Annotated in this window: 19 protein-coding genes; 16 read left to right on the top strand and 3 right to left on the bottom strand. The window is 68.9% G+C overall.

Features of this window, described 5'->3' with window-relative positions:
• Positions 1 to 59: 59 nt before the first annotated feature.
• Positions 60 to 1,826 (top strand): acetyl/propionyl/methylcrotonyl-CoA carboxylase subunit alpha, encoded by a 1,767-nt coding sequence (locus ABTV68_RS05530; protein WP_433676618.1) that lies wholly within the window; start codon positions 60 to 62, stop codon positions 1,824 to 1,826.
• A gap of 50 nt (positions 1,827 to 1,876) precedes the next feature.
• On the opposite strand, the gene ABTV68_RS05525 is transcribed toward ABTV68_RS05530, so the two are convergent.
• On the bottom strand, positions 1,877 to 2,860 hold the full coding sequence (locus ABTV68_RS05525; protein ID WP_433676617.1) for a hypothetical protein: 984 nt from the start codon (positions 2,858 to 2,860) through the stop codon (positions 1,877 to 1,879).
• A 41-nt stretch (positions 2,861 to 2,901) separates the two neighbouring features.
• Complete coding sequence (locus ABTV68_RS05520) at positions 2,902 to 4,353, bottom strand: NAD(P)H-quinone dehydrogenase (RefSeq protein ID WP_433676615.1); 1,452 nt, start codon at positions 4,351 to 4,353, stop codon at positions 2,902 to 2,904.
• A gap of 160 nt (positions 4,354 to 4,513) precedes the next feature.
• On the opposite strand from ABTV68_RS05520, the gene ABTV68_RS05515 reads away from it, so the two are divergent.
• From ABTV68_RS05515 to ABTV68_RS05495, 5 genes are all read left to right on the top strand, one after another.
• Complete coding sequence (locus tag ABTV68_RS05515) at positions 4,514 to 5,347, top strand: purine-nucleoside phosphorylase (protein WP_433676614.1); 834 nt, start codon at positions 4,514 to 4,516, stop codon at positions 5,345 to 5,347.
• Positions 5,347 to 7,014 (top strand): phospho-sugar mutase, encoded by a 1,668-nt coding sequence (locus ABTV68_RS05510; RefSeq protein ID WP_433676613.1) that lies wholly within the window; start codon positions 5,347 to 5,349, stop codon positions 7,012 to 7,014. The genes ABTV68_RS05515 and ABTV68_RS05510 overlap by 1 nt, the downstream gene beginning before the upstream one ends.
• A gap of 123 nt (positions 7,015 to 7,137) precedes the next feature.
• Positions 7,138 to 8,475, top strand: a complete 1,338-nt coding sequence (locus tag ABTV68_RS05505; RefSeq protein ID WP_433676611.1) for an MFS transporter — start codon at positions 7,138 to 7,140, stop codon at positions 8,473 to 8,475.
• A gap of 9 nt (positions 8,476 to 8,484) precedes the next feature.
• Positions 8,485 to 9,069, top strand: a complete 585-nt coding sequence (locus tag ABTV68_RS05500; RefSeq protein ID WP_433676610.1) for a GNAT family N-acetyltransferase — start codon at positions 8,485 to 8,487, stop codon at positions 9,067 to 9,069.
• A complete protein-coding gene (locus ABTV68_RS05495) occupies positions 9,066 to 9,332 on the top strand; it encodes an HPr family phosphocarrier protein (protein WP_433676609.1) in 267 nt (88 codons plus the stop codon). Before ABTV68_RS05500 ends, ABTV68_RS05495 begins: the two co-directional genes overlap by 4 nt.
• Positions 9,333 to 9,335: 3 nt before the next feature.
• Here ABTV68_RS05495 and ABTV68_RS05490 read toward each other — a convergent pair whose 3' ends face one another.
• Positions 9,336 to 11,231 carry a BglG family transcription antiterminator gene (locus ABTV68_RS05490; protein ID WP_433676607.1) on the bottom strand — a complete coding sequence of 632 codons (1,896 nt, stop codon included), beginning with the start codon at positions 11,229 to 11,231 and terminating at the stop codon, positions 9,336 to 9,338.
• 190 nt (positions 11,232 to 11,421) lie between these two features.
• Between ABTV68_RS05490 and ABTV68_RS05485 the strand changes: the two genes are divergently transcribed.
• From ABTV68_RS05485 to ABTV68_RS05440, 10 genes are all read left to right on the top strand, one after another.
• Complete coding sequence (locus ABTV68_RS05485; RefSeq protein ID WP_433676606.1) at positions 11,422 to 11,733, top strand: PTS sugar transporter subunit IIB; 312 nt, start codon at positions 11,422 to 11,424, stop codon at positions 11,731 to 11,733.
• 29 nt (positions 11,734 to 11,762) lie between these two features.
• Positions 11,763 to 12,044, top strand: coding sequence for an HPr family phosphocarrier protein (locus ABTV68_RS05480; protein WP_433676605.1), 282 nt, complete (start codon positions 11,763 to 11,765; stop codon positions 12,042 to 12,044).
• A gap of 2 nt (positions 12,045 to 12,046) precedes the next feature.
• A complete protein-coding gene (gene ptsP, locus ABTV68_RS05475) occupies positions 12,047 to 13,714 on the top strand; it encodes a phosphoenolpyruvate--protein phosphotransferase (RefSeq protein WP_433676603.1) in 1,668 nt (555 codons plus the stop codon).
• On the top strand, positions 13,711 to 15,321 hold the full coding sequence (locus ABTV68_RS05470; RefSeq protein ID WP_433676602.1) for a PTS mannitol transporter subunit IICB: 1,611 nt from the start codon (positions 13,711 to 13,713) through the stop codon (positions 15,319 to 15,321). Before ptsP ends, ABTV68_RS05470 begins: the two co-directional genes overlap by 4 nt.
• Positions 15,322 to 15,410: 89 nt before the next feature.
• Positions 15,411 to 15,851: a PTS sugar transporter subunit IIA gene (locus ABTV68_RS05465; RefSeq protein WP_433677552.1), complete on the top strand. Its 441-nt coding sequence runs from the start codon at positions 15,411 to 15,413 to the stop codon at positions 15,849 to 15,851.
• Positions 15,848 to 17,011, top strand: a complete 1,164-nt coding sequence (locus ABTV68_RS05460) for a mannitol-1-phosphate 5-dehydrogenase (protein WP_433676601.1) — start codon at positions 15,848 to 15,850, stop codon at positions 17,009 to 17,011. The genes ABTV68_RS05465 and ABTV68_RS05460 overlap by 4 nt, the downstream gene beginning before the upstream one ends.
• 176 nt (positions 17,012 to 17,187) lie before the next feature.
• Positions 17,188 to 17,913, top strand: coding sequence for a TSUP family transporter (locus tag ABTV68_RS05455; RefSeq protein WP_433676600.1), 726 nt, complete (start codon positions 17,188 to 17,190; stop codon positions 17,911 to 17,913).
• 65 nt (positions 17,914 to 17,978) lie between these two features.
• On the top strand, positions 17,979 to 19,322 hold the full coding sequence (locus ABTV68_RS05450) for a flavin-containing monooxygenase (RefSeq protein WP_433676598.1): 1,344 nt from the start codon (positions 17,979 to 17,981) through the stop codon (positions 19,320 to 19,322).
• Between the two features lie 25 nt (positions 19,323 to 19,347).
• The gene (locus ABTV68_RS05445) at positions 19,348 to 20,304 is read left to right on the top strand and encodes a bile acid:sodium symporter family protein (protein ID WP_433676596.1); all 957 of its coding nucleotides are present in this window, start codon (positions 19,348 to 19,350) and stop codon (positions 20,302 to 20,304) included.
• Positions 20,301 to 21,263 (top strand): SDR family oxidoreductase, encoded by a 963-nt coding sequence (locus ABTV68_RS05440; RefSeq protein ID WP_433676595.1) that lies wholly within the window; start codon positions 20,301 to 20,303, stop codon positions 21,261 to 21,263. The genes ABTV68_RS05445 and ABTV68_RS05440 overlap by 4 nt, the downstream gene beginning before the upstream one ends.
• Positions 21,264 to 21,295 lie beyond the last annotated feature (32 nt).

The following is a 21,295-nucleotide window of genomic DNA, read 5'->3' as shown; positions in this document are numbered from 1 at the left end:
GCCGTTTCTTGTCGAGAGTGCTCAAAAGATCGCGCATGTGTCGCGGTAGTCTGGCATTCATGCCTGCAATCTCGAAGGTCTTGATCGCTAACCGCGGTGAGATCGCCGTCCGCATCATTCGCGCAGCACGAGACGCGGGAATCGCGTCCGTCGCCGTCTACGCCGACCAGGATCGGGATGCGATGCACGCCCGGCTGGCCGATGAGGCCTACGCTCTCGAGGGCTCCACCAGCGCCGAGACCTACCTGGTCATCGACAAGATCCTCTCTGTCGCTCGCCGCGCCGGAGCGGACGCCATCCACCCCGGCTATGGCTTCCTCGCGGAGAACGCCGACTTCGCTCGCGCGGTGATCGGCGCGGGCATCACCTGGATCGGTCCGTCCCCGGAGGCCATCGAGGCGCTGGGCGACAAGGTCACCGCACGCCACGTGGCCGAGAAGGTGGGCGCACCGCTCGCGCCCGGCACCCAGGGCACCATCGAGTCCGCGGACGAGGTCGTCGCCTTCGCCGAGGAGTTCGGTCTGCCCGTCGCCATCAAGGCGGCCTACGGCGGTGGCGGTCGTGGCCTGAAGGTCGCGCGCACCGTCGAGGAGATCCCCGATCTGTTCGACTCCGCCACCCGTGAGGCCGTGGCCGCGTTCGGTCGCGGCGAGTGCTTCGTCGAGAAGTTCCTCGACAAGCCGCGCCACGTCGAGACCCAGTGCCTGGCGGACTCCGCCGGCAATGTGGTCGTCGTCTCCACGCGCGACTGCTCGCTGCAGCGTCGTAACCAGAAGCTGGTCGAGGAGGCCCCCGCGCCGTTCCTCACTGACGAGCAGAACGAGCTGCTGTACTCGGCGTCCAAGGCCATCCTGAAGGAGGTCGGCTACGTCGGCGCAGGAACCTGCGAGTTCCTCATCGGCGCCGACGGCACGGTCTCCTTCCTCGAGGTCAACACGCGCCTGCAGGTGGAGCACCCGGTGTCCGAGGAGGTCACCGGCCTCGACCTCGTGCGCGAGCAGTTCCGTCTCGCCGAGGGCGGCTTGCTCGACTACGACGACCCGCAGCCGACGGGACACTCCATCGAGTTCCGCATCAACGGCGAAGACCCCGGTCGCGGCTTCCTCCCGCAGCCGGGTCCCATCAAGGTCTTCAAGACCTTCGGCGGCCCGGGCATCCGTCTCGACTCCGGTGTGACCGCGGGCGATACCGTGTCGGGCGCGTTCGACTCGCTGCTGGCGAAGATCATCGTCACCGGCAAGGACCGCGCCGAGGCGCTGGAGCGCTCGCGTCGCGTGCTGGATGAGTTCGAGGTCGCGGGACTGCCCACCGTTCTGCCGTTCGACCGCCAGGTGGTCCGCGAGCCCGCGTTCACCGCGGAAGACGGCAACTTCGGCGTGCACACCCGCTGGATCGAGACCGAGTTCGTGAACGATATCCCGGCGTGGGACGGCGAACTCGAGCCTGCCGCCGACGCGGCCGGCCGCCACACCGTGGTGGTCGAGGTCGCCGGAAAGCGCCTCGAGGTGAGCCTGCCCGACCGGATCGTCGGCCCGGCCGTGGGCGCCGGTCGCCCCGCCGCCGCCCCGCCGTCGCGTCGCTCGCACAAGTCCACGGCGTCCGCGGGCGCCTCCGGTGACGCGGTGAAGTCGCCGATGCAGGCCACCGTCGTGAAGGTCGCCGTGGAGGAGGGCCAGCAGGTCGTCAAGGGCGATCTCGTCGTCGTCCTCGAGGCGATGAAGATGGAGCAGCCGCTGCAGGCGCACAAGGACGGCGTGATCGGCGCGATCAACGCCAGCGCCGGTGAGACCGTGTCCGCCGGTCACCAGCTGCTCACCATCAACTGAGACGCACGAGCAACGATGGCCCCCGAAGATTTCGGGGGCCATCCTTCGTCTCAGCGCCGCCGCACGCGGTCGACGGCAGCGACACCCGCGGCCCACGACGCCAACGTGCGCTGCGCGAACGTCGTGCCGAGCGGCTCTCGCCGCGCCGGGTCGGCGAAGAACGTCAGCGCGGCCCAGATCACCCAGGGGTGGACGTCGCTGGACTCCGCCGTAATCGTGAACACCGGATCTCCCGGCGAATCCTCGAAGGTCGCTGCCGCCAGCTCCGTATCCGCATCCACCGCGGCGGGATCGAGGTGCAGCACGATTGTGGGGACCTCCCCGCCACTGCCGCGTCGCCCGCCGAGGCGCAGCGCCTTCGCCTCGACCCGGCGGATGGCGGTCCACGGGATGATGGCCACCAGCTCCACTCCGGTGACGAGCACGGCCGAACGCCCGAGGGCCAAACCCATCGCCCGCTGACCGAAGGATCCTCCGCGCACCCGTCCGATCGTCATGCGGATCGCGGCCCAACCGAAGAACACACCGAGCAGCCCCATCACGATGGCCACGAAGGCCGCGACCACGATGTCGCGCGTGGGATCGCGGAGGATCACGACGACCGCCGACACAGCGGCGCCCAGCATCAGCAGGGCGAGCACCGCGAAGCCGATCGCCATGGTTCCGCCGCGTCGTCGCTCCGGGAAGAAGTGCACCCAGTCGTCGGGAAGGTCACGCTGCGCGCGCGTCAGGGTGACGGCGTTGATCAGTCGTGGCGGTGATACCGGATGGCGCTGACCGTGGAAGATGAGGATGATCGCCGTACCGAATCCCGCGACCAGTGCGGCACCAAGGACGCGGCCGAGCACTCCCGCGGGTTCATCGGCGGCGGCTTCGAGGGCGGCGGGGTTGACCAGCGTCACCACGGCCAGCGCGATGATCAGCCAGCCGGCCGCCAGCGGGAAGCGGGATCGCTGCGGCGGCGTCCACCGACGTGGCCACGGCACCGGTGGCAGGCTCGGCTGCTCGACAGGACCGGCCGAAGAAGATCTCACCACGTCAATCTACGGGTCAGTCACGCACCGAGCGTGTCCGCTCAGGCGCCGGACTCCTGGCGGTTCACCAGGTGCATCGCCCGCATGGCGTCGGTGATCGAGCCGGTGAGCGACGGGTACACGGCGAACACACGCGACACCTGGTCGACGGTGAGGCGGCGCTCGACGGCGATGGCGATCGGGTAGATCAGCTCCGAGGCACGCGGTGCGACGATCACGCCACCGATCACCGTTCCCGATCCCGTCCGCGCGATGATCTTCACGAAGCCGTCCTTCATCCCGATCATCTTGGCGCGCGGGTTCGCCGCCAGCGGGAGCTTGTGAACGACGCCGTCCGCCTTGCCGTCGAGCACGTCCTGCTCGGTGAAGCCGACCGACGCGACCTCGGGGGCCGTGAAGATGTTGGCGGTGATGCGTCCCTTCTCCAGGGGGATCACGATGTCGCCGAGCGCGTGGAACACCGCGGTGCGACCCTGCATCGAGGCGACCGACGCCAACGGCATGAAGTCGGTGCAGTCGCCCGCAGCGTAGATGTTGGGCACCGAGGTGCGGGCAACGCGGTTGACCACGATGTGGCCCGAATCGGCCAGCTGCACGCCCGCCTCCTCCAGGCCGATCCCCGCCGTGTTGGGGATCGATCCGACAGCCAGGAGGCAGTGGCTCCCCTCCACCGTGCGACCGTCGGCGAGCGTGACGACGACGCCGTCGTCGGTGCGCTCCACCTTCTCTGCGCGGGACTTGTTCAGCACCTTCATGCCACCGCGCTTGAACACCTTCTCCAGCACGGCAGCGGCATCGGCGTCTTCGGAGGGCAGGATCTGGTCGCGGCTGGAGATCAGCGTCACCTGCGCGCCGAGGTTCATGTAGGCCGAGGCGAACTCGGCTCCCGTGACACCCGAGCCCACCACGATGAGGTGCTTCGGGAGCTCCTTCATGTCGTACAGCTGGGTCCAGGTGAGGATGCGCTCGCCATCGGGCATCGCAGACGGCAGACGACGCGGCGACGCCCCCACGGAGACGACGAGGGTGTCTGCCTCGACGCGATCGAAGTCGGTACCGCCGGGGCCCGTCGAGACGACCACGGCGTGGTCCCCCTCCAGGCGGCCATGGCCGTTGATGATGCGGACGCCGGCTTCGAGCAGCGTGCTGCGCATGTCGTCGGACTGCTGGCGGGCAAGGGTCAGCAGTCGCTTGTTGACCGCGGCGAGGTTGATGGCCACCTGCGGCTTCAGCGGCTTGCCGTCGCTGCCCTTCGCGAAGAACTGCACGCCGAGGTCGCTGGCCTCGCTGATCGCGACGGCGGCATCGGCGGTGGCGATGAGGGATTTGGAGGGAACGACATCAGTGATGACGGCGGAACCGCCGACACCTGCACGTTCCACCAGGGTCACCTCGGCACCGAGCTGCGCTGCCGCGATGGCGGCCTCATAGCCGCCGGGACCGCCGCCGATGATCGCGACGGACTGCGTGCGCTCAAATGAGAGGGATGCCATGCTCCTATTCTCCCCCAACGGCGGGCCCTTCATTGCGCGCACGCGGCCGCTGCCCACCCGCGACGGGAGTGCGTCACGATCTGTTCAGCTGCGAGCCTCGTGCGCGAATGAGCAGCGGGGTGCTCTGGTGAGGGGCGAGCAGGGTTCCTAGAGTGGAGGGATGCCTGAGAACCACGACAACCCGCTGGACGACGCGACCACCGATCCGTTCGACGTCGCACGCACCGCAGCCGCCGACATCGCACGCCTCACGGGTGTGGAGCGCCATGACATCGCGCTCACGCTCGGCAGCGGCTGGGGCAAGGCCGCGGACCTCATCGGCGAGACGGTCGCCACGATCCCCGCCACCGAGGTCACCGGATTCTCGAAGCCGGCGCTCGAGGGCCACGTCGGCACCATCCGCAGTCTGCGCACGGACAGCGGCAAGAACGTGCTCATCATCGGTGCCCGCACCCACTACTACGAGGGCCACGGTGTGCGCCGTGTCGTCCACTCCGTGCGAACGGCCGCAGCCACTGGCGCTGGGATCATGGTGCTCACCAACGGTGCCGGCGGCATCAAGGAGACCTGGAAGCCGGGTCAGCCCGTCCTGATCAGCGACCACATCAACCTCACGGCTGATTCCCCCATCGAGGGCGCCAACTTCGTCGATCTCACCGACCTGTACAGCGCACGTCTGCGCGGCATCGCCCGCGAGGTGGATGCCACGCTCGACGAAGGCGTCTACTGCCAGTTCCGCGGGCCGCATTACGAGACCCCCGCCGAGGTCCAGATGGCGAAGGCCATCGGCGGCCACATCTGCGGCATGTCGACCGCACTGGAGGCGATCGCCGCACGTCAGTCCGGAATGGAGGTGCTCGGTTTCTCGCTGATTACCAACCTCGCCGCCGGCATCCAGAAGACCCCGCTGAGCCACGCCGAGGTCATCGAAGCCGGACGCGAAGCCGAGCCGGTGATCTCCGACCTGCTCGCCCGCGTGATCGGACGCCTCTGATGAGCGTCGCGGACGCCGTCGCCCGGGCGGAGGCCTGGCTGGCGCAGGATCCCGATCAGACCACGCGCGATGAGCTCACGCAGCTGTTGGCCCGCGTCGCCGACGGCGACGAGAGTGCCGCCGCGGATCTCGTCGACCGCTTCGCCACGCGCCTGGAGTTCGGTACCGCGGGTCTGCGCGGCCGGCTGGAGGCCGGGTCGAACCGCATGAACCGCGTCCTGGTGTCTCAGGCCGCCGCGGGGTTCGCCGCCTACCTGCAGGAGCACGTCGACGGCGTCCCGACCGTGGTCATCGGCTACGACGGTCGCCACAACTCGCAGGTGTTCGCCACCGATTCGGCCGAGATCTTCGCCGGAGCCGGTCTCCGCGCCATCCTGCTGCCGCGCCTGCTGCCCACCCCCGTGCTGGCGTTCGCCGTGCGTCTACTGAAGGCGGACGCCGGGGTCATGGTCACGGCCAGCCACAACCCGCCCGACGACAACGGCTACAAGGTGTACCTCGGCGGCGCGGACGACGGATCGCAGATCGTGTCGCCCGCGGACAAGCAGATCGCCGCACACATCCAGCGGGTCGCCGACACCCTCGCCGTGCCGGCCCTTCCCCGCTCGAACGACTACACGGTGGCTGACGAATCCGTGCTGGACGCCTACGTCACGGCGACCGCCGCGGTGGGCCCGGCGCCGGCAGCGGGCACCGACCTGCGCTGGGTCTACACCGCTATGCACGGCGTCGGGTACGAGACGATGTCCCGCATCATCGCCGAGGCGGGCTACGCCGCGCCGATCCTCGTCACCGAGCAGATCCAGCCCGACGGCCGGTTCCCCACGGTGGCGTTCCCGAACCCGGAGGAGCCGGGCGCGATGGACCTGTCGTTCGCAGCGGCGCGCGAGGCGGGGGCCGACCTCATCATCGCCAACGACCCCGACGCGGATCGGCTGGCCGTGGCCATTCCGGCGGATGTCGAGGGTGGCTGGCGTCGACTCAGCGGCAACGAGGTGGGCCTGCTGCTCGGCTGGCAGAACGCCCGGGCCGCCGCCGGCACCCCGGGTGCCTCTCTCGCCTGCTCGCTGGTCTCCTCCCCCGGCCTCGGGGCGGTCGCAACCCACTACGGCTTGGACTTCCACGAGACCCTCACCGGCTTCAAGTGGATCTCCCGCGCGCCCGGTATGGTGTTCGGCTTCGAAGAGGCACTGGGCTACCTGGTCAACCCGACGACCGTGCGCGACAAGGACGGCATCTCCGCCGCGATCGCTTTCCTCAAGCTGGTCTCCAACGCGCGTGCCGAGGGCCGTACCGTCGCTGATCTGCTCGACGAGTTCGGCGAGACGTTCGGGCACTTCGCCAGCGGTCAGGTGTCGATCCGCGTGGAGGACCTGTCGCTGATCGGACGCATTATGGCCGGGCTGCGCGCCCAGCCTCCGATCGCGTTCGGCGACGACGCGGTCGCGTCAGCGGAGGACCTGCTCCAGGCCCCTGAGGGCACGCCGTCCGGCGACGTGCTGCGGTATCGGCTCGCCTCCGGGTCGCGGATCGTGGTGCGCCCGAGCGGCACCGAGCCGAAGCTCAAGGTGTACCTGGACGCGAAGGCGGACTCTGCTGAAGCCTCGCACGCGCGTATCGCAGCGATGGACGCCGCGGTTCGGGACTTGCTCAGCACGTTCTCCTGAAGCACGACATCTCCAGCAACGGGTGGGACGGCAAGACCGTCCCACCCGTTTCGCGTCTCCGATGCCTCGACACCCGCGCGCGGACAACGTAGACTTCTCGCGATATATCGCGAAGAGAGCATGATGACAGACGCCACCGACGACGCCTCGACACCGCCCGCAGATCCGCCGCACTGGATGCGCAGTCTGCTGCTGTTCTTCAGCGGTCAGACTGTGAGCCTGCTCGGCTCGATGCTCGTGCAGTACGCCATCTTCTGGTACCTCACGATGGAGTTCCGCTCCGGGTCGATCATGATGCTGGCCGGGCTGTTCGGCTTCCTCCCGCAGGCGATCGTGTCGATCTTCGGCGGCGTGTGGGCGGACCGCCACAACCGCAAGTTCCTGATCATCGCGGCCGATGGATCCATCGCGATCACCACCGCAGTACTCGCCATGCTGCTGCTGGTGGGTTATGCGCCGCTGTGGCTGATCTTCCTCACCCTCGCGATCCGTTCTGCCGGAGCGGGCATCCAGACCCCCGCGGTGTCCGCGATGATCCCCCAGATCAGCCCGCAACGTCACCTCATGCGCGTCAACGGCATCATGCAGACCATCAACTCGATCATGATGCTCATCGCTCCGGCCGCAGCGGGCGCGATCTTCGCGTGGGCGACCCTGCGCACCGGGTCCGGGCTGCAGGCGCTGCTGCCGATCTTCGCGATCGACGTCGTCACGGCTGTCCTCGGCATCGCCCTGCTGGCGCTGGTGCGCGTGCGCAAGGTCGATCGTTCGGCGGAAGAGCCCGTCGGCTACTTCGCCGACCTCGCCGCCGGAGTGCGCTACGTATTCGGCCATGCCTTCGTGCGCTGGCTGCTGGTGCTCTATGCGGTGGTGTTCCTCTTCACCGTGGCGCCGTCGAACCTCACGCCGCTGATGGTGGTGCGCACCTTCCCCGCCGGCGATGAAGCGGGTGACGTCATCAACCTCACGATCCTGGAGCTGGCCTTCAGCATCGGGATGGCCCTCGGCGGCATCCTGGTGGCGGTGTGGGCGGCCCAGCGCGACCGCATCACGCTGATCACGGCGGCGTCGCTCGCCTTCGCCGTGCTGTCCATCGTGCTGGGCCTCTCCCCCAACGTCTGGATCTTCTTCGGCGCCATGTTCCTCACCGGCCTCGTCGTGCCGTTCTTCGGAACCACAGCGATGACGCTGCTGCAGGAGACCGTCGAGCCGGAGCGTCAAGGGCGCGTGTTCGGCTTCGTCGGCATCGTGATGGCCCTCGCCATGCCCGTGGGCATGTTGGGCTTCGGACCGCTCGCGGACATCATGCCGGTGGAGGTGCTGCTGGTCGCGGCGGGAATCGCCACGATCGTCGTGGTCGCGATCGCGATGCTGATCCCCGCGGGTCGGCGCGCGGTGGCGTCCGCCCGGGCCATGAGCCGGGTGGCCGGCGAGAACGGAGATGCCGCGAAGGATGCCTAGACTGGGCGCATGATCGCCGCCCCCGTGACCCTCACCGGAAACCGCGTCCGCCTCGAGCCGCTCAGTGAGGCCCACGCCGACGGGTTGCGCGCCGCCGCGAAGGGAAACACCGACGCGCTCTGGTACACGGTCGCGCCGCGACCGGAGGGCATCGACGAGGACATCGCCAGCCGGCTCGCCCAGCGCGACGCCGGCGCCATGAACCCCTTCGCCATCCGCCGTCTCGCCGACGACGCGATCATCGGTGAGACCACGTTCTGCAACCTGCAGCCCGAGCTTCCGCGCACGGAGATCGGCTACACGTGGCTGGCCGCGGACGCACGCGGCACGGGCGTCAATGCGGAGGCGAAGCTTCTCCTTCTCGGCCACGCTTTCGACACGTGCGGGGTGATCGCCGTGGAGCTGCGTACGCACTTCCACAACTTCGCCTCGCGACGGGCGATCGAGCGTCTCGGAGCCAAGCAGGACGGGGTCTTCCGCAACCATCGCTTCGGTCCCGATGGCACGCTCCGCGACACGGTGGTGTACTCGATCCTCCCGCACGAGTGGCCGACCGTGCGCACCGGACTCCTGGCCCGTCTCGGCGAGCTGTGACCGAGATCGAGGCCGCCTCCGAAGTGGTGCTGGGTCAGGACCTGCACGCTCGTCCGGCGGCCGCGATCGCCGCACGCGCCACGGACTTTCGCGGGTCTGTCACGCTCCGGCCGGGATCCGGTCCCGAGCTCAACGCGGCGAGTGTTCTCACGCTCATGGCCGCAGATCTGCGCGCCGGAACGAACGTGACGGTGCGGGCGCGGGGCGCGGGTGCGGCCGACATCGTCGCAGATATCGCCGCGGAGCTGACCGCGACGGCGTGACCGTCAGCCGTCGATGAGGGCGGCCAGTTGCTCCAGGAACGCGGGAAAATCGGTGCCGCGGCGCACCAGACGCTGCACGGAGGAGGCGTCGGAGAACACCTCAACGAACTGCTCGAACACGGTCTGGAACGCCTCGCGATCCGTCTCACTGAACGCGACCATGGCCACCACCTGCACGCGGGCGTCGCCCCACGGCAGCGTGGATTCCGCGATCCCGATGGCGATCGCGGTCCGCGTGGCCGTCATCCCGATCGCGTGCGGGACGGCGAGAGTCTCGGTGAAGGCCGTGGACGAGGTCCGCTCGCGGGCTACTGTGCTCTCGACGTAATCCTCGTCGATCACGCCGTCCGCCACCAGCAGCGCACCGAGCCGTCGGATGACGCTCTCCTCGTCGGCGCCGGCCTCGATCCCGCGGACGAAGGCCGACGGCACGAAATAGCGCGACAGCTCGGCACGGAACTGCGAGAGTCGGCGCGAGCGACGTATCCGCGCGACGGCCGCCATCACGCGTTCGGCATCGACGTCGGTGAAGAACGGCGAGATCTGCACCACGTTGTCGGCGTTCTGGCCGGCTTCCAGGGTGGTCAGCACGAGGTCGGTGTCGAAGCCGCCGGACGGCTCGGCGTCGGTGTGCACATCGGTGATCATCAGCACCGAGCCGAGCGACTGCTCGATCCCGGTACGCAGCAGCTCGTGCATCTCGTAGTAGCCGGGACAGACGAGCGTCGCTGTCAGCCGGTTCTCCAGCGAGCGTCGCCGCTCCCACTGACCGCCGATATGCATCGCGAGATACGCGACTTCGTCATCGTGGACCGGGATCCCGAAGCGTTCGTAGAGCGCGCTCGCCAGCGCCACCGCCACGTCGAACAGCAGCGGATACGACGCCTTCAGCGTGCGGGTGAGCGGGTTGCGACTCCATTCGCCGCCACTGGAGCGGCGACGCAGGTTCTGCACGTGGGCCACGAGGCGGGTGAGTACATCGTCCTCGAGGGCGGGAACGGCGAACCGCTCGGTGACGGCATCCACGATGCGCCGCAGCTCGGCCGCGATCGCCGTATCGTCATCGGTGTCGTCGGAAGGCGAGCCGGATGCCACCGCACCACGCACTCGCAGCAGCACGGTCAGTGCATCGACCTCGGCGGCGGGCAGGGCTGCGCCGAGCACCTCACGAGTGACCTCGTCCACGACGCCGCGTGCGGCAGGGTCGACCACCGCATCGCCCACGGACTCGATCACCGCACCGGCCGCGGATCGCCACGCCGCGAGCAGCACCGCGAAAGCCACGCCACCCAGCGCGAACTCGTTGACGAAGTATCCGCTCGCGGTGAGCTGCGCGCTCAACCGCGCGCGCAGCACACGAGAGCGATCGACGCTGCCGACGCCCAGCAGGCCCTCCACCACCGACTCGTCATAGCCGCCCGGAGTATCCGCCAGCAGCAGCGAGCGCAGTGTCGCCCGACGCGCGCTCTCCTCGCCCACGAACCCGACGATCGGGCCGCGCCGCTCCCAGCGGAGGCCCCGCTCGACACCGCGCGCTCGCACCCAGGCCAGATCGGCCTCGATCGTCCCCTCGCTGACGAAGTGCTCGTCCGCGAGCGCGTAGACGTCCACGCCGTCATCGGCCAGCACGATCGTGCGGCCGATGGCATGGCGTCGCACATCCGGAACGTTCTCGTCCGCGGTGTCGCGGATGGCGGCGAGTCGATCGGGGCGGACGCGGTAGCCCATCGCACCGGATTCGATGGCATCGGTCCCACCGACTCGTTCGTTGACGGCGGCCACGTAGGAGCGGATGCTGCGGGTGGTCACTCCGAGTCGGTCCGCCAGATCCGCCGCCGTGCGCCAGGATCCGGAGCGCACGAGCAGGTCGACCAGCCGATCCTGTCGCTGCCTGGTCATCGCACCTCCTGAGCCTCGCGTCGGGGGTGAACGAGCACCCGCACCGGGCGTCCTCGCTCCTGCCCGATGCTAGCCCGCGCGACCTGTCCAGCGGCCCCCGTCGGGCGGAAAGTATTTTCCTCGGGGGCGGAAAGCACCCTGGTTGTGGCCGGTGCATGCGAGGACGACCATGAGATCAGGAGGTGGGTCGATGAGGATCCTGATCGTGTGCGGCGCGGGTGCTTCCAGCACCTTCGTCGCGAAGCGCGTGGAAAGAGCAGCCCGGGAGGGCGGATTCCCGCTGTCCGCTCGGGCCGGGAGCTGGGGGGCTTCCATCGCGAACGATTCCGATCGTGCCGTCGCCGCGGATGCGGATCTGGTCCTCATCGGCCCACACCTCTCGCACCTCCTGGAGGAAGCGAGAACACAGCTCGCACCGGCCCGTGTCGAGATGCTGCCGGAGGAGTGCCTCCGAGATCTCACGGGCACGAAGACTCTTGCGCTCGTGCGCGACCTGACCTGATTTCCATTCGAACGACAACGGAGGATCACATGACCACCATCACGCGCACCGTCACCGTCGGCTCGTCGCACGGGCTGCACGCACGTCCCGCGAAGCTGTTCGCGCAGGCCGCCAAGGAGCTGGGACTGCCGATCACCATTCAGAAGGGCGAGGGCAAGCCCACGAACGCCGCCAGCATCCTCGGGGTCATCTCGTTGGGCGCGGAGCACGGCGACGAGGTCGTCCTCTCCGTCGACGCCGAGGCACCGGGTGCTGCCGAGGCGATCGACTCCCTCGCCGCGCTGCTGGCCAGCGACATCGACGCGGAGTGATCGTGGCTGAGCTGACCGGAGTGGGCATCGGTCTGGGCGTCGCCCAGGGACCGGTCGCCCGCATCGCCGACGCGTTGCCGGCACCCGACAAGGTGCCCTCGACGCAGGCTCCCGATGCAGAGAAGGCCCGATTCCGGACCGCCGTGGACGTGGTCGCTCGAGAGCTGGAGAGCCGCGGCGCACGCGCCGGCGGCACCGCACAGGACGTGCTGGAAGCACAGGCCATGATGGCCGAAGACCCGGAGCTCGCCGACCAGGTGGACGAGCGGATCGACGCCGGAAACACTGCCGAATGGTCCGTGGTGGACGCGTTTGCGGCCTTCCGCGACCTGCTCACCGAGGCCGGCGGCTATCTGGGCGAGCGCGCGGCGGATCTCGACGATGTCGCCCAGCGTGTCCTCGCGCAGCTGCGCGGTGTGCCAGCTCCCGGGCTGCCGGAACCCGGTCACCCGTACGTGCTCGTGGCCCGCGACCTGGCTCCCGCCGATACGGCGCTGCTGGACCTGGATCTCGTCCTCGCCGTCGTCACCAGCGATGGTGGCCCCACCTCCCACACCGCGATCCTGGCCCGCGAGAAGGGCATCACCGCCATCGTCGGCGTCGCTGGTGCCGCCTCGCTGGTCGACGGCGAGACGGTGATCGTCGACGCCGAGGCCGGGACCGTCACCGCGTCTCCGACGGATGCCGAGCTGGAGGCCGCGGCCGCGAAGGCCGAGGCTCGTCGCGCCGCCGCGACGGCACCGCTCAGCCCCGGCGCCCTCGCCGACGGCACCCCGGTGCCGCTGCTGGCGAACCTCGGCTCCCCCGCCGGCGCGGCCGAGGCCGTGGCGAAGGGTGCGGAGGGTGTGGGCCTGTTCCGCACCGAGTTCCTGTTCCTCTCCGCCGACACCGCTCCCTCCGTCGCCGAGCAGCAGGCCGCGTACACGCAGCTACTGGAGGCGTTCCCGGGTCGGAAGGTCGTCGTGCGGGCACTGGACGCCGGCGCCGACAAGCCGCTCTCCTTCCTCAACGACAGCGAGGAGGAGAATCCGGCTCTCGGTGTCCGCGGCATCCGCGCACTCCGCGCGAGCGAGCAGATCCTCCGCGATCAGCTCACCGCTCTCGCCGCGGCGGACGCGGTGACGGAAGCCGACCTCTGGGTCATGGCTCCGATGGTGGCCACCGTCGAGGAGACGGAGTACTTCACCGCGATCGTGCACGAACACGGCTTGAAGACGGCCGGCGTGATGATCGAGACTCCGGCCGCGGCCCTCATCGCCGATCGGGTGCTCGCCCACACCGAGTTCGCGTCCATCGGCACCAACGACCTGACGCAGTACACGATGGCGGCCGACCGACTGCTCGGAGCGGTCGCGGATCTGCAGAGCCCGTGGCATCCCGCGGTGCTGAGCCTCATCGGCTCGGTGGGCTCCGCCGGTGCGCAGCTCGCGAAACCCGTGGGCATCTGCGGCGAGGCTGCCGCCGACCCGCTGCTGGCCGTGGTCCTGGTGGGCCTCGGAGCCACCAGCCTCTCGATGGCGCCGTCGGCACTCGCCGACGTCCGCGCCGCCCTCACCCGACACACGCTGGACGATGCCCGTCGCATCGCCGCAGCAGCACTGGCCGCATCCGACGCGGCCGGCGCACGAGCAGCGGCGCGCGCCGCGGCAGAAAAGGAGAACCAGTCATGACGACGGCGTCACCGACCCAGAGCCGAGGAGGAGCCCGCGTCGCTGTTCAGCGATTCGGCACGTTCCTCTCCGGCATGATCATGCCCAACATCGCGGCGTTCATCGCGTGGGGCCTGATCACGACCCTGTTCATCGCCACCGGCTGGCTCGGCGGCTGGCATCCCGTCGCCGACATCTTCGGCGGCTTCGGCGATCAGTCGCTGATCGGCTGGATGGGCTCGCGCACCCAGCTCGCGGCGGACGCGGACGGCAACACGTTCCAGCAGTACGTGGGCCTCGTCGGCCCGATGATCACCTACCTGCTCCCGCTGCTCATCGCGAACACCGCGGGCCGCATGGTCTACGGCGAGCGCGGCGGCGTGGTGGCCACCATCGCCACCATGGGTGTCATCGTGGGCACCGACATCCCGATGTTCCTCGGTGCGATGGTGATGGGCCCGTTCGCGGGCTGGCTCACCAAGCGGATGGACCGGCTCTGGGACGGCAAGATCCGGCCCGGCTTCGAGATGCTCGTCAACAACTACTCGGCCGGAATCCTCGGCTTCCTGCTCGCGATCCTCGGCTTCTTCGGCTTCGGTCCGATCATGCAGCTCGTCAGCAACACGCTGGGTGCCGTGGTCAAGTGGATGGTCGAGCTCGGCATCCTGCCGCTGCTGTCGATCATCGTGGAGCCGGCCAAGGTGCTGTTCCTCAACAACGCCATCAACCACGGCGTGTTCACGCCGCTCGCCACCCAGCAGGTCATCGAGCAGGGCAAGTCGTACCTGTACCTGATCGAGGCGAACCCGGGCCCCGGCCTCGGCATCCTGCTGGCGTTCACCTTCTTCGGCATCGGCGCCGCGAAGGCATCTGCTCCCGGCGCGATCATCATCCAGTTCTTCGGCGGCATCCACGAGATCTACTTCCCGTACGTGCTCATGAAGCCCATGGTGATCCTCGCCGCGATCGCCGGTGGCGCCACGGGTGTCGCAACGAACGTGCTGTTCAACTCGGGTCTGGTGGCTCCCGCCGCTCCGGGGTCGATCTTCGCCGTCCTCGCGGCGACCTCGAAGGACAGCTACCTGGGCGTGATCCTCTCGGTGCTGCTCGCGGCCACCGTCTCGTTCCTCATCGCGGCGATCATCCTGCGTGCCAGCCGCAAGAAGGACCTCGCCTCCGAGAACGCCGGTGACCTGTCCGCAGCGGTCGCGCAGACCGAGGCGAACAAGGGCAAGGGCTCGTCCGTGCTCGGCGGCCTCGCGGCCTCCAACGCGGCCGGCGAGGTCGCGCAGACGCAGGCGGCCACGGCCACCGGTGCCGTGGACGAGCGCGAACTGAAGAACATCGTCTTCGCATGCGATGCCGGCATGGGCTCCTCCGCCATGGGCGCGAGCGTGCTGCGCAACAAGTTCAAGAAGGCGGGCATCGAGGGGGTGACGGTGACCAACAAGGCCATCGCGAACCTCGACGGCACCGAGGATCTCATCGTCACGCAGGCGCAGCTCACGCAGCGCGCCACGGACAAGAACCCGAACGCCGTGCACGTCTCGGTCGACAACTTCATGAACTCGCCGAGATACGACGAGGTCGTGGACCGCGTGCGCAAACAGCAGGAGGATGCTTCCTAAGCGTCATCTCCGGGAGCGGTCCGAGACGATCGGGCCGCTCCCTCCCCGCATCAGAACTCAGGTAGAAACACCCCGTGGAAGGGAACACAATGTCCCACTCGATCCTCCGTCTCGAATCCGTCCGCATCCACCCCTCCGGCACCACCCAGGAAGCCGCGATGAAGGAGGCCGCCGACATCCTCGTCGCCGCGGGTGCCGTCACCAACGGCTACTTCGCCGCGATGCAGCAGCGCGAGGCCACCGTGTCCACCTACATGGGCAACGAACTCGCCATCCCGCACGGCACCAACGAGACCAAGGACACCATCCTGGAGTCCGGTCTCTCGCTGGTGCGCTACGACGGCGGCGTGGACTGGGGCGGCGAGCCCGTCAGCTTCGTCGTCGGCATCGCGGGAAAGGGCGACGAGCACCTCGAGATCCTGGGTCGCATCGCCATCCTGTTCTCGGACGAGGACGATCTGGCACGGCTGAAGGCCGCAGCGACGCCCGAGGAGCTGTTCGAGCTGGTCGCCACGGTGAACGAGGCATGAGCGCGCCCACCGCCGTCCACTTCGGCGCTGGCAACATCGGACGCGGCTTCGTCGGGTGGCTCCTGCACGACGGTGGCTACGAACTGGTCTTCAGCGACGTCGCCACCGCCCTCGTCGACGCGATCAACGCCGCCGACGAGTACACCGTGCATGAGGCGGGGCCCGGCGGCGTCGACCGGGTGGTCACCGGGTTCCGGGCCATCGACAGCGCGGCCCACCCGGACGAGCTTGCGCGCGAGATCGCTGCGGCGGCGGTTGTCACCACCGCCGTTGGTCCGACGGTGTTGAAGTTCGTCGCGGCCAACATCCTGGACGGCCTCCGCCGCCGCGACGAGAACGCCGCACCGCTGCAGGTCATGGCCTGCGAGAACGCGATCGGCGCCACCGACACCCTGCGCGAGGCGATCGTCGAGCGCGCGGGGGCGGAGTGGCGCGAGCTGTCGCATCGCGCGGTGTTCGCGAACACCGCCGTGGATCGGATCGTGCCCGCCCAGGCTCCGGGCGAGGGCATCGACGTGACGGTCGAGCCGTTCTTCGAATGGGCCATCGAGCGCCGTCCGTTCGGTGACGATCTGCCGAACATCCCAGGTGCGCACTTCGTGGATGATCTTGCGCCGTACATCGAGCGCAAGCTGTTCACTGTGAACACGGGTCATGCCGCCACTGCGTACCTCGGGGCCGTCGCGGGAGCGGAGAGCATCGCCGATGCTCTCGCGATCGCGACGGTCGAGGAGGGCGTGGCGCGTGCTCTTGAGGAGACCTCCGCCGTGCTGGAGGCCAAGCACGGTCTGTCCGCCGCGAGTCTCGCGGAGTATCGCGCCACGATCCTGAACCGCTTCCGCAATCCCGAGCTACCCGACACCGTGTGGCGCGTGGGTCGTCAGCCGCTGCGCAAGCTCAGCCGTCACGAGCGCTTCATCGGTCCCGCCGCCGAAGCCGCCGAGCGCGGCCTGTCCACCGCGGCGCTGCTGCGGGCGGTCGGTGCCGCGCTGGAGTTCTCCGACGCCGCCGATGAGCAGTCGGTGCAGCTGCAGGCCCTGCTCCGCGGCCCCGCGGACGCTCCCACCCTCACCCGCGAGATCACGGGTCTGGACCCCGAGCACCCGCTCTTCGACGACGTCACCGCCGTGATCGCCGCCCGCGTCACCGCCCTCCGCTGACTCTCACCCCGCCCGTCCTCACCCCGCAACCCACTGACCGCGAGACTTCCGTCTGTGGGCGACAATTGCCGCGTTGCGGTGATTCTCACCCACACGCGGAATTCTCGCGGGTCATGGGGCGCCCTGGGCGGCGCGCGGATGAGGGGGGTTCATCGGGGTCGCCTAGAGTGGCGGACGTGCTGACACCGCTCCTGCTCGCGTGTGCCGCGATCATCGCCGCCGTCATCCAGCGGATCACGGGGCTCGGATTCGTGCTCGTGCTCACCGCGCCCGTCATCCTGCTCTACGGCGCATACACCGGAACGGCGATGAGCGTGTTCCTCGCCCTCGTCGCCTCGCTGGCCGCTCTCCCGCTGGTGTGGAAGCAGATCGTGTGGCGGCGGGTGCTCTGGCTGCTGCTGCCCGCCGCGATCATCGCGCCGCTGGCAACCTGGGCGGTGCGGCTGCTGCCGGAGCCGGCGATGCTGCTTCTGATCGCCGCACTTGCCGCTTTCGCACTCACGGCGAGCCGCATTCCGGGCCTGTCTCGGCTCTATCACGGTCGCTCCGGCACCATCACCGCCGGAGCCTCGGCCGGAGCGCTGCACGTCGCCAGCGGGATGTCCGGACCGGTCCTCGGCGCGTACGCCGTCGCGACCGGATGGGAGCAGCGCTCCTTCGCCGCAAGCGTCCAGGCGGTGTTCGTGGGGCTGAGCGCGCTGGCCGTGGTGTTCCGCGGCGTGCCTCCGGTGCCGGTCGCTGACCTGGTGTGGGGCGGTGTCGCCACCGCCGCCGGCATCGCGGTGGGATCGCTATTGGTGCGATTCGTCCCTGCGCGGATCGGACGACAGGGTATGCTCGGCTTCGCCTGGCTCGGCACAATCGTCGTGTTCGTGCGAGGCATCGTCGCCCTCGTTTCCTGAGCGAGCGCGACACACCCGAAACAGACCACCCGGTCACATCCGCAACGAAGACGTACGGAGTACCCGTGGAACGATCCACGTATGCCATCATCGGCGCCGGTCCCAGCGGCTTGGCCGCCGCGCGGGCACTGCAGGTCGCCGGCCTTCCGTTCGAGGGCTACGAATCCTCCACCGGAGTGGGCGGGCTCTGGGACATCGACAATCCGCGATCGACGATGTACGAATCCGCGCATCTCATCTCCTCGCGCACCACCACCCAGTTCCGCGAGTTCCCGCTGCCCGACACCGCGGACTACCCCGGCCATCGGGTGATGCGACAGTACTTCCGCGACTACGCGGACAGGTTCGAGCTGACGCCGCAGTTCCACTTCGACACCACGGTCGTATCGGTGCGGAAGGACGCCTCGGGCTGGCTGGTGGTCTCGGAGGGACCGGACGGCACGGTCGAACGACGTCACGCGGGGGTGATTCTCGCAAACGGCACGCTCGCGCACCCCAACGTCCCGACCTTCCCCGGCGAGTTCACCGGTGAGCTGATGCACACCAGCCAGTACAAGAGCGCCACCCAGCTGGACGGGAAGCGCGTGCTGATCATCGGTGCCGGAAACTCCGGATGCGATATCGCGGTGGACGCGGTGCACCATGCCGCCGCCGTCGACATGAGCGTTCGACGCGGTTACTACTTCGTCCCGCGCTACCTGTTCGGACGCCCGTCCGACACCCTGAATCAGGGCCGCCCGCTGCCGGCGCCGATCAAGCAGTTCATCGACAAGCGCGTGCTGCAGGCCTTCACGGGCGACCCCGTGCGCTTCGGATTCCCCAAGCCGGACTACAAGATCTACGAGTCCCACCCGATCGTCAACACGCTGATCCTGAACCACCTGGGTCAGGGCGACCTGCGCATCCGTCCCGATATCGATCGGTTCGACGGCACCACGGTGCGTTTCCGCGATGGCTCATCGGATGAGTACGACCTCGTTCTACTCGCCACCGGATACACGCTGGACTACCCGTTCGTGGATCGCGCGGCACTGCACTGGCGCGGCGCCTCCCCCGATCTGTTCCTCAACATCTTCCCGTCCGACTTCTCGGGCCTCTACGTCATGGGCATGATCGAGGCGTCCGGCATCGGCTGGCAGGGCCGCTATGAGCAGGCGGAGCTGATCGCCGCGTACCTGCGCGCGACACAGGTACATCCCGCCCGCGCCGCCGAGTTCCGCCGCCGGGTGAACGAAGAGCGGTGGCCCGACACCACCGGCGGCTACAAGTACCTGGGTCTGGAACGCATGTCGTACTACGTCAACAAGGACGCCTACCGGGCCGCCATGCGCGACGCGCTGGACTCACTCGTCGTGGCCCACGCTCCCGGCAGGCACCTCCCGCGCCGCAGGAAGGCGGTCACGCGATGAGCATCCCGCGGAAGGCGGCAGACGCATGAATCCCGACGTCATCGACGCGATCCAGGTGACCCCCGGATCGCTGCTCGCCCTCAACATCGTGTTGGGCCTCATCATGCTCGGCATCGCGCTGGACACCGCCCCGAGCGACTTCCGGGTGGTGCTGAAGCACCCCAAGCCGTTCATCATCGCGATCCTCGCCCAGCTTCTGCTGCTGCCCCTGGTGACCTTCGGGCTGACCTTCGTGCTCCCGGTGACGAACTCGATGGCGCTCGGCATGATTCTCGTGGCCTGCTGCCCGCCGGGGAACATCTCGCAGGTGCTGACGCATCGCTCGGGCGGCAACGTCGCCCTGTCGGTGTCGATGACCGCCGTCGGCAACGTGCTCTACATCTTCGCGATGCCGCTCTCGATCGCGTTCTGGGGCTCGCTGAACCCGCGCACCCGCGACATCCTCGAGGCCATCACGCTGAACCCGTGGCAGATGCTGCTGGAGATCCTGCTGATCGTCGGCCTGCCGTTCGGGCTCGGCCTGCTGCTGCGCGCCAAGCTCCCCGGCTTCGCCAAGCGGGCGCACCCGATCGTGCACTGGTTCAGCCTCATCGCACTCGTCGCCTTCATCGCCGTGGCGCTCGTCGGCAACTGGGCGATCTTCGTGTCCGTGCTCGGGCTGCTGGTGATCGTTGTGACCGTGCACGATGCGGTGGCCCTGGGAATCGGATACGGCACCGCCGTGCTCGGCGGGCTCGGCACGCGCGAGCGCAAGGCGATGACGTTCGAGGTCGGCATCCGTAACGCGGGCCTCGGACTCGGGCTGGTGTTCACGTTCTTCGGCGGACTCGGCGGCATGGCGATCGTGGCCGGATGGTGGGGCATCTGGGACATCATCGCGGGACTCATCGTCTCATCGCTCTGGGCGTGGCGGACGAAGGTGCGCACGGGTTCGCCGCGCGGAGACGCGTCCGGACGCAGCATCGCGGAGCCGGCATCGTGACCGGAACACGTGTGCTGGTCACGGGCGGCAGCGGGTTCCTCGGCTCGCACGTGGTGTCGGCGCTGGTGGCGCGCGAGGATGTATCCCTCGTTGTGTCGGCCGATGTTGCGGCCCGCATCCCCGCGCGGGACGGGGTCATCGAGGCCATCTGCGATGTCACCGACCCGCACGCCCTCGAACCCCTCCTGCGCGAACACCGGATCGACGTCGTGGTGCACCTCGCGGCGATCGTGAACCCCGGTGGCGATGTCGCCATCGAGTACCGGGTGGATGTGGACGGTTCTCGCAACGTGCTGGGCGCGTGTGTCGCGGCGGGAGTGCGGCGCCTGGTCGTCTCCAGCTCCGGGGCCGCCTACGGATATCACGCCGACAATCCCGCCTGGCTGCGCGAGAGCGACGCCATCCGCGGCAACGACGAGTTCAGTTACTCGCGCCACAAGCGTCTCGTCGAGGAGATGCTGGCGAGCGCGCGCAGGGATCATCCGGAACTGGAGCAGGTGATCTTCCGCATCGGAACGATCCTCGGACCGACGGTGCGCAACCAGATCACCGCGATGTGGGACGGAAAGCGCATCCTGCGCATCGCTGGCTCCGACTCCCCCTTCGTATTCGTCTGGGTCGATGACGTCGCCGGAGCGATGGCCCGGGCAGCCACGGACGGCCCAGCCGGAATCTTCAACGTCGCCGGCGACGGAGCTCTCACCGTTGCCGAGCTCGCCCGGCGCCTCGGTAAGCCGCTCCTCACGATTCCCGCGCCGGTCCTCGCACTCGGCCTGCGCATTGGGCGCGCGCTGAAGCTGGTGCCCTGGGGGCCGGAACAGGTGCGCTTCCTGCGATATCGTCCGGTCCTCGCGAACGATGCCCTGAAGCGGGAGTTCGGCTACGTTCCGGCGAAGACGTCGTCCGAGGCGTTCGACGCGTACCTCGCCACCCACCCCGGCGTCGCCCGCGAGTCCTGAGCTCAGGAACCCTATCGCTTCGCGGTTGCTGA

The organism is Microbacterium gorillae, from assembly GCF_050990725.1.
Taxonomy (GTDB): Bacteria; Actinomycetota; Actinomycetes; order Actinomycetales; family Microbacteriaceae; genus Microbacterium; species Microbacterium gorillae_A.
This window is presented reverse-complemented; position numbering and strand designations above follow the sequence as displayed.